The sequence below is a fragment of the Ligilactobacillus sp. UO.C109 genome, assembly GCF_026847815.1.
Taxonomy (GTDB): Bacteria; Bacillota; Bacilli; order Lactobacillales; family Lactobacillaceae; genus Ligilactobacillus; species Ligilactobacillus salivarius.
Genome location: NZ_JAPSFH010000015.1, coordinates 25,836 through 35,212, shown reverse-complemented (window position 1 = coordinate 35,212; position 9,377 = coordinate 25,836). Strand labels below are relative to the sequence as shown.

The following is a 9,377-nucleotide window of genomic DNA, read 5'->3' as shown; positions in this document are numbered from 1 at the left end:
CCTGCCTTTTTTTGCGTCTTCACTTCGTCGAAGCTTTGACTTGGAACTTTGTTCCAGCTTATTTGATTTGTTACTAGATCTTTGTCGCCTGTTTGAGTGAACGTTAGACTTTGACTCTTGGTATCTAGTAGATTACCTTTTTCATCTCGGTACTCTATTGTTCTTGTTACCACGTTGTCATCAATTGATGTCAACAACAATTTAAAAATTATTTTTGATGTCGTCTTTCGTAACAGACAACGATATATACTATACCTTGATTTTTAGGTTACGTCAACAATTAATTTCAATTTTTCTCAAAAAAATCTCCAATGCATACTTTATGAATAATAATTTTTTCGCCATATAATAGGAAGAAAAAATTCAAACTCTATTATTTAGCTCTTAAAATTATAGCTTTATTAAATAATTGCAAAAAGATTAAAAAAGATATTGATTTTTTAATATTTACTGATATAATAAAAACAATTATTAATTCAGTAAATTATTTAGATGGGAGTAGATGATTATGCGTACATGTTTTAATAGATTTAGCAATCGTATAATTTTAATTAGCTTAGCTATTATGATGCACGATGCGTCATCTAATATCTCAGCTAATTTTGAGTGAAGACTTTGATTCATCGTGCGTTTAGTATAGATTACATAACTAATAGTTGCAGCGGTGAATTGACTATATACTTTTTACCCACACTGCTCAACTAGCTTTGTGGGTTTTTCTTTACTCTAATTTATTGAATTACATATTAAGGAGGAATTTTATTATGACAGCAAAAGAACCATTAACAACTCTTGATTGGGACAACTTGGGATTTGAATACATGGATCTCCCTTATCGTTATCGCGCTTATTGGAAAGATGGCGAATGGCATAAGGCAGGTTTAACTGAAGACTCTACACTTGCAATGAATGAAGGTTCAACAGCTCTTCATTATGGTCAACAAGCTTTTGAAGGTATGAAAGCTTACCGTACAAAAGATAACCATGTACAATTATTCCGTCCTGACCGCAATGCTGCCCGTTTACAAGACAGTTGTCGTCGCTTATTAATGCCTGAAGTTTCAACTGAAATGTTCATTGAAGCATGTAAATCAGTTGTTCGTGCAAATGAAGCTTATGTTCCACCATATGGCACTGGCGGTACTTTATACTTACGTCCATTAATCATTGGGGTTGGACCTAACATTGGTGTACATCCAGCTAAGGAATACATTTTTACTGTTTTTGCTATGCCTGTTGGAAATTACTTCAAGGGTGGCATGGTTCCTACTCGCTTCTTAGTTTCTAACTATGATAGAGCTGCTCATAAAGGTACTGGTGCAAGTAAAGTTGGTGGTAACTACGCTGCTAGTTTACTTCCTGGTGACAAAGCCCATAAAGAAGGTTTCTCCGATTGTATCTACCTTGATCCAGTTGAACATAAGAAGATTGAAGAAGTTGGTTCTGCGAACTTCTTCGGTATCACAAAAGATGGTAAGTTTGTAACTCCTAAATCACCATCTATCTTGCCTTCTGTTACTAAGTACTCTCTCTTGTATCTTGCTAAAGAACGCTTTGGTATGGAAGTTGAAGAAGGCGACGTTTATATCGATGAATTGGATCACTTTGCAGAAGCTGGTGCATGTGGTACAGCTGCTGTAATTTCTCCAATTGCTGGTTTCCAAGTTGGTGACAAGTATCATCAATTCTACAGTGAAACAGAAGTTGGACCTGTAACTAAGAAATTATATGATGAATTAACAGGAATTCAATTTGGTGATAAGCCTGCTCCTGAAGGCTGGGTTGTCCGCGTTGACTAATTAATTATTCTTGCTAAGTCAGCGTAAACCATTAAAAAACAATCTGCTACTTTGTAGTTGGTCAATGCTTAGCAAGTCAATAATTATAATTCCTCAAACTTAATTAAGTCAGTATGTCAATTCGCATACTGGCTTTTTTATATGTTTTTACTTATAGATTAGATTGCACTTTAATAATAAATTGTGGTATTCTTAATGAGATATATTTTAACATTTTATAATTTTTAGGAGTGTCGCCTATGCTAAAAAAAGCATTTATTTTTATTGTCAGTTGCTTATGTACTTTATTAATTTTTACTAACTTGAATAATAATCATGTTAATGCAGACACTAAAACCTACAATATCGGGACAGATGTTACTTATCCCCCTTTTGAATTCGCTAATAAGAATAATCAATATGTTGGAATAGATATCGATTTAATGAAAGCTATCGCTAAAGAAGAAGGATTTAAAGTTAATATTCAACCAATTGGATTTAACTCTGCCGTTCAATCTTTACAATCTGGACAAATTGATGGGGTTATTGCTGGGATGGCTATTACTGATGAACGTAAACAAAAATTCGATTTCTCAAAGCCATACTATAAAACAGGTTTCATCATGGCAGTTGCTAAAAATAGTAACATTACCAGCCTCAAACAACTACGTGGCAAACGCGTTGCTTTAAAAACTGGTACTGCCGCTGCTAACTATGCTCTTTCATTGAAAGACAAATATGGTTTTAAAACTGTAACTTTTGATGATTCCGACAACATGTACAATGATGTTGTTAACGGAAACTCTGTTGCTTGTTTTGAAGATATGCCCGTAATGCAATATGCAATTCAAACAGGTACTAAGTTGAAAATCGTTACTAAACCTGCTCAAAGTGGTTACTACGGTTTTGCAGTTATGAAAGGTAAGAACCAAGAACTTCTACATAAATTTGATGATGGTTTAGCTAAGTTAAAGAAAAATGGTGGTTATGATAAGATCGTAAATCGCTACATCAACCAAAATACAATTGCTGAACAAAAGAAAGCTAACGAAAATAGCAACAATGAACATACCTTTATTGGTTTGTTAAAACAAAACTCTGGCGTTTTCCTTAACGGTCTTTGGAAAACAATCTACCTAACTATTTTGGGTATTATCGGCGCAACTATCTTTGGGATTATCATTGGTTTCTTAGGAGTAATTCCTAACAAGTTCGCTCAAGGAGTTTCAACTACTGTTATTTATATCTTCCGTGGTCTTCCATTGCTAGTACTTGCCCTATTTATCTATAACGGTATTCCTAGCTTAACTGGTACTAAGATTCCAGCTTTCATCGCCGGCATCATCACCCTTACTTTAAACGAAGGTGCTTATACTGCTGCCTTTGTTAAAGGTGGAATTGAAGCTGTCGATAAAGGGCAAATGGAAGCTGCTCGTAGTTTAGGATTATCATTTGGTAAAGCAATGAAGAAGATTATATTACCACAAGGAATTAAAATTATGGTTCCTTCATTCGTAAACCAATTTATCATTACTTTGAAGGATACTTCTATTCTTTCTATTATTGGTATTCTCGAACTTACACAAACTGGTAAAATTATCATCGCTCGTAACCTTGAAGGCTTCAAAGTTTGGGCAATTATCGGATTAATGTACTTAATCGTAATCACAGTTTTAACTTGGATTTCTAACTATTTACAAAAGAAAATGAATAGCTAATAAAAAATGTCGTTACTTATAATAAGTAGCGGCATTTTTTTGAAATCTTATTTTTTCTTCGTACTTTAAATAAGTCAAATACACTTTTGAAAGGATTATTACTATGGATAGAATACAAAAAGCCAAAAGATTAGAACGTGAACAGATTATTAAAGAAATAATTCAAAAACTCTCACACAAAGGATATCATTTAAATCGTATTATTACGATTATGCTTGATCTAACTGAGTTCAAAACTTACGAAATTACTAAATGTTATCACGAATTATATTTCAAATAATTAATTTTTCCAAACAAAAAACTACTAGGTGCCTAAACATCTAGTAGTTTTACTTTTCTTATTTATCTTCTCCGTCGCGGACCTTTGCCATTAAGACATCGCATTTAGCTGTTCTAATTACATAAGATGCAACAGAACCAACAATCATTCTTTGTACAAAGTTCTTACCAGTAGAACCAACTACGATTAAATCATTACCATATTCTGGTTGAAAATCTTGTGTGATAACTGCTTTAGGATTACCGAAACGTAGGTGAACACTAACCCTATCTGCATCTAGATTATATTCAGCTACAATCTTATCCTTAAGTTTTAACATATAGCCTTCATTTGCTTGTTCAATTTCATAAATCTTTTGACCGTCAAGAGCAATCCCTGCCCCACCGTATTCAAGAGAATTTAAGTCTAAAACACGTAATACATCTAGATGAGTGTGGTCATTTCTCTTAGTAACTTCAATTGCTGTACGTAATGCCGCATCTGCCCCTTTAGAACCATCAATTGCAACTAAGACACGTTTGTATTCTTGAGCCATAATAATCATCCTTTCTTTTGAATGCGTTTTATTTATCTAAGTTTATAATAGCCCTATACCCCTAAAAATTCAAGCTTTTTAATATTTTTCATCAAATATTTATTACAAAATTTTTCTAATTTATGTAAAAAACAACACCAACAAAACTGCTTTTTCACAGTTAAGTTAGTGTTGTTTAAGCTTATCTATCTAGTAATTTTTTAAAATCTAAATTATTTATCTGCATCCTTTCTTTCACTAATTACTAATTCGCCATCTTTCATATCAGCTAATAAATGTTTTACATCTACGTTATCCAAGTAGAAGTCTGTTACTTTATCACGAATTTGTTGTTCAATGACACGACGTAATGGACGAGCTCCCATTGCTTCATCGTAACCTTGTTCGATAAGATAGTTCTTAGCAGCATCAGTTACCACTAAATCAATACCTTTCTTAGCCAAAGTCTTGTTTACTTCGTCTAACATCAAATCAACAATTTCTTTCAAATCTTCCTTAGTCAAATGTGAGAATTCAATTACGGCATTGAAACGATTCAAGAATTCTGGACGGAAGTAAGGAGCAATCTTCTTCATAATGTCCTTGTCTTCTTTTTCGTCTTTACCCATTAAATCTTCGTTACCAAAACCAGCGTTAGATGTTGCGATAATAACTGTGTTCTTGAAGTCAATAGTGTTACCTTGACCATCAGTTAAACGACCGTCATCTAATACTTGAAGTAATAATGTAATTACTTGTGGGTCAGCTTTTTCAATTTCATCTAGCAAGATAATTGAATATGGATTACGACGTACACGTTCAGTCAAAGTGTTACTATTGTCGTCATAACCTACATAACCAGCTGTTGTACCAATCAATTTAGATACGGCAGTTCTATCGGAATATTCTGACATATCCAAACGAATAATCGCATCTTTAGAGCCAAACATATCCAAAGCTAATTGCTTAGCTAATTCTGTCTTTCCGACCCCAGTTGGTCCAACGAATAAGAAACTACCGATTGGACGATTTCCTTCGTCAAAACCAGCACGATTACGACGGATAGCACGAGCTACTGCATTTACAGCTTCATCTTGACCAATAACTTTGCCCTTTAATCTCTTGCCGATTTCCTTTAAGCGTTCGATATCACTAGCACCCATCTTGGATACAGGAATACCTGTCAAACGTTCTACGGCTTCAGCAACATCATTGACTGTGGCTGTTACTTTTTGAGATTCAGAATGGTTATCAATCTTCTTTTGCAATTCTTCAATCTTTGTCTTAGCATTTAAAGCTGCTTCATAATCTTCCTTGTCAGCAGCTGCTTGTTGCTTTTCTTTTTCATCTTTAATTTGATTTTCTAATTCTTTAACATCTGTAACAGGATGCTTTGCAGCAAGATGTGCAGCCGTCATATCTATCAAATCAATAGCTTTATCTGGCAAACTTCTTTGTGGTATATATTGAATTGAGTAGTCCACAGCAGCCTTTAAAACATTATCTGGTAATACAACATTGTGATGCTTTTCATACAATTTTCTAATACCTTGTAAAATCTTAAATGTGTCTTCTGGACTTGGTGCATTTACGGTAACTTGATTAAATCGACGTGCTAAAGCTGCGTTCTTCATAATTGTGTTACGATATTCATCTTGTGTTGTAGCACCAATAACTGTGATTTCACCTCTAGATAAAGCTGGTTTCAAAATATCAGCTAAACCTTTAGAGCCGTTGTCACCGCCCATACCACCAGCACCTAAGATTTGATGGATTTCATCAAAGAATAGGATCACATTTCCTCTATCTTTAACTTCCTTAATTAAGTTTTGAATATTTTCTTCAAAGCTACCACGATATTGTGTACCAGCTTCTAAGCCAGAGATATCAATACTGATAATTTCTTTATTCTTAATTGAAGCAGGTACATCGCCATTCACAATTGCTTGTGCCAAGCCTTCAACAACTGCTGTCTTACCAACACCAGCATCCCCTACTAGAACAGGATTGTTCTTCGTACGACGTGCTAAAATTTCAGCAGTCTCTTGAATTTCTTTGTTACGTCCAATAACTGGATCTAACTTGCCTTCACGAGCTTCTTGAGTTAAGTTACGTCCTAATTTAGCTAAAATTCCATCTTTATTTGGAGCTTTGCCTTGACTTGTCATTTGATTATTATTTGGTAATTTTCCGGTCTTACGATATTGAGCAAATTCTTCTGGGGTCACTTCACGACCATTAATTAAATAACGACGTTCAGAATTAATACCATTCATACTTCCCATTAATTCATTAAAAATATCATCCATATTATTAAAGTTATCAAAAGGTGTGTTATTCATAAAGAATCCCTCGTTTCTGTTATTTTCTTATTCTTAATTTATTAATTTGCGCAACCAAAATAGCCCCTAAATTAACAACGACGACTGCTGGAAACTTACGGACTTATGGTACTGCGACTATTCATTTAATTATCATCACTCAAATAATGCTCTTCAAGTTCTTTCAATACTTGCCACATCGCTTTGTTTTGCGATTGTGCCAAAGCATCCAAATCTCTTAAATTCAGAGATGTCGCACTTGTTTGCTTCTTGTTGAATGACTTGTGCAAGGTCGTGTACCCATAACCTGAATATTTGGAAACTTGATAAATCGTCAGCTCCTTGGAGTCCAAGTAAGCTTTGATATCAATCTTCATATCCATCACTTCCTTACGTTTTTAATTATACCACTTTTGTGATATATAACAAGTGTAAAATACCAAAAAAGTGAAATAATTTTTTTAATCAAACAAAAATTGGTTGTTAGCGATTTTATTTCAAAAAACACTTCATTTTTAATCTTTTTATAGTATAATGCTAATAAAATTAAAAATTATCTAATTATACAGAGGTGATATTATGTTTAGTAAGATAGGTCAATTAATCTTTGACAATGAAGCTGTTGCTAAGACTTCTGACTTTACTATGGGTTTAGAAATTGAAATGCAACGCGTTGATGATACCGGACATCTAAGCCAGGAGCCTTATCCATCAGCTATTGGAGATGAGAAAACTAACCCTTGGATTACAAATGATTTCTTAGAAACAATGTCTGAGGTTGTAACACCTGCAGCTAGTCACGCACTTGATGCAATGCATTATCTTTACGCCATCAATAATGTGCTACGTTCTGCATTAGCTCCAGGAGAACTACTCTGGCCACTTTCAATGCCGCCTAAATTGCCTAAAGATAAAAGTACAATTCAAACTGCTAAAATGGGACCAGTAAAAGAAGCTTATTTCAAGGAATTCATCAAGCGTCACGGCTTTTCCAAGGGTACTCCATGTGGTGCCCATATTAATTTGAGTATTGATGATCATATCATTGACTTGGTTTTAAAGAATTTTCCTGAGCGTTTCAAAAATAGAATTGAAGTCCAGAACTATCTTTATACTGTTTTAGCTCAAGGTTTTATGCGCTATCGATGGCTTATTACATATCTTTTTGGTGCTAGTCCAATTGCTGAAGCCAACTATTTCGACAAAGAAGATGAACTTCCCCATCCTATTAGAAGTATTCGTCAGAGTTCTTATGGCTTTGGTACTCGATTTAGTGGCTGCTTTGTTGATGTTCAAAAATATGTTAAACGTATTGAAGAAGGACTTAAACAAGGAGTATTGATTGCTGACCATGATTTCCATAGCCCCGTTCGTTTTAAAGGGACTAAAGATTTCAGAGATCTTCCTAAAAAAGGTGTTCAATATCTTGAATTAAGAATGTTGGATCTTGACCCTAGTAGTTCTGTGGGCGTTAGAACTGGCACTCTTCGCTTTATTCGTCTACTCTCTAGTTATTTCATCATGCACCCTGCTTTAAAGGCTGATGATGTCGACCAAGTTCTCAGTAAAGCTGATGAAATGAATGAAGATGTATCAGTAGAATTACCTACTGACCAATGTAAATATCAAAATAAGGCTCGTGCTTTTATCAAGAGTCTTGAACGTTTTGCGAATCAAATCCAGTTAGGACCAGAATATCAAGAAATTCTTGAAGATTTAGAAGATAGAGTTGAAAATCCTAAGACAACTCCTAGTGCTAAATTATTAAGCTACGTTGAAAATAATTCTTTAGAAAAATATGCGTTAAGACGTGCCAAACGTTATCAAGAAGCTGCTTTAGAATCTATCTATCAATTTAAAGGCTTTGAAGATGACGCACCTATGTCTGCAGAAGATTTAAAACGTGAATTATTCTATGGTAATTGGGAAGTGCAATAATAACAAAAGCTGTATGAAAAGTAATATTAATTACAATTCATACAGCTTTTTTCTAGTGCTTAGCTCTTTCAATAAAGTCAGCGAATATCTTTTGAGAATATTCATAATGCTTAAACATATTTTCTGGATGCCATTGAACAGCTAAAATTTGGTTATTTTCTTTTGATTCAATTGCTTCAGGCACGCCATCGTCGGCAAAGGCAGAAACACGTAATGTTGGTGCAATTTTCTTTAGTAACTGATGATGTCGAGAATTTACATAAGGTCGCTTCCCTAATAAAGAATAGAGACGACTATCTTCTTGTACATTGACGTGATGAGAAGGAAAATTTCCTGGTGCATCTTGAGAATGTTTGATTGTTGCTTCTGGATTTTCAGATAAATCTTGATATAAAGTTCCCCCTAAACCAACATTTATTAGCTGTAATCCTCGACAAATTCCCATAATTGCCTTATCAGCTTTCAAGGACTGTTTCAGTAATTCAATTTCAAATAAATCTCGCTTACGATAAGTTGCCCCTAACCTTTGATGAGGTTCCTCTCCAAAAAATGTTGGATCAACATCAGCTCCCCCTGCAAAAAGAACTCCGTCAAAAAGGTCGAGATAATCTGGTACCAATTCTGGAGAAACACTCGGAAAAATAACCGGAACCCCACCTGATTTAACAATTGCTTCAATTACCGGTTTAGGCGCATAGGGTGCCATTCTTTCATTAATAACATTTGTTGCTTCTGTTAGCGTATCAGCTGGAATTGCTATTCTTGGTCGCATCTTAATTCCTACCTTTCTAAAATAATCTTTTAATGAAAATATCATATTTTTCTAAC

9 protein-coding genes are annotated in these 9,377 nt (G+C 34.4%); 4 read left to right on the top strand and 5 right to left on the bottom strand.

The window, feature by feature from the left end; all coding sequences use genetic code 11:
• A partial coding sequence (locus tag OZJ21_RS09830; protein WP_442916305.1) for a mucin-binding protein occupies positions 1-173 on the bottom strand: 173 nt, incomplete at its 3' end.
• Positions 174-764: 591 nt separating this feature from the next.
• Between OZJ21_RS09830 and OZJ21_RS03765 the strand changes: the two genes are divergently transcribed.
• The 3 genes from OZJ21_RS03765 (at position 765) to OZJ21_RS03755 (ending at position 3,776) form a co-directional block, all read left to right on the top strand.
• Positions 765-1,799, top strand: a complete 1,035-nt coding sequence (locus OZJ21_RS03765) for a branched-chain amino acid aminotransferase (RefSeq protein ID WP_003701500.1) — start codon at positions 765-767, stop codon at positions 1,797-1,799.
• 239 nt (positions 1,800-2,038) lie between these two features.
• On the top strand, positions 2,039-3,496 hold the full coding sequence (locus OZJ21_RS03760; protein WP_081561191.1) for an amino acid ABC transporter substrate-binding protein/permease: 1,458 nt from the start codon (positions 2,039-2,041) through the stop codon (positions 3,494-3,496).
• Between the two features lie 103 nt (positions 3,497-3,599).
• Positions 3,600-3,776 carry a hypothetical protein gene (locus tag OZJ21_RS03755; RefSeq protein WP_003709061.1) on the top strand — a complete coding sequence of 59 codons (177 nt, stop codon included), beginning with the start codon at positions 3,600-3,602 and terminating at the stop codon, positions 3,774-3,776.
• A 58-nt stretch (positions 3,777-3,834) separates the two neighbouring features.
• Here OZJ21_RS03755 and OZJ21_RS03750 read toward each other — a convergent pair whose 3' ends face one another.
• From OZJ21_RS03750 to OZJ21_RS03740, 3 genes are all read right to left on the bottom strand, one after another.
• A complete protein-coding gene (locus OZJ21_RS03750; protein ID WP_003705083.1) occupies positions 3,835-4,311 on the bottom strand; it encodes a universal stress protein in 477 nt (158 codons plus the stop codon).
• A 212-nt stretch (positions 4,312-4,523) separates the two neighbouring features.
• Entirely contained in the window at positions 4,524-6,632 is a 2,109-nt protein-coding gene (locus tag OZJ21_RS03745; protein WP_268857479.1) for an ATP-dependent Clp protease ATP-binding subunit, read from the bottom strand.
• A 125-nt stretch (positions 6,633-6,757) separates the two neighbouring features.
• Positions 6,758-6,988 (bottom strand): hypothetical protein, encoded by a 231-nt coding sequence (locus tag OZJ21_RS03740; protein ID WP_003705087.1) that lies wholly within the window; start codon positions 6,986-6,988, stop codon positions 6,758-6,760.
• Between the two features lie 202 nt (positions 6,989-7,190).
• Here OZJ21_RS03740 and OZJ21_RS03735 point away from each other — a divergent pair, with 202 nt between their 5' ends.
• Positions 7,191-8,549, top strand: coding sequence for a glutamate--cysteine ligase (locus tag OZJ21_RS03735; protein ID WP_014568033.1), 1,359 nt, complete (start codon positions 7,191-7,193; stop codon positions 8,547-8,549).
• Between the two features lie 52 nt (positions 8,550-8,601).
• Here OZJ21_RS03735 and OZJ21_RS03730 read toward each other — a convergent pair whose 3' ends face one another.
• A complete protein-coding gene (locus OZJ21_RS03730; protein ID WP_003705091.1) occupies positions 8,602-9,321 on the bottom strand; it encodes a gamma-glutamyl-gamma-aminobutyrate hydrolase family protein in 720 nt (239 codons plus the stop codon).
• Between the last annotated feature and the right edge of the window lie 56 nt (positions 9,322-9,377).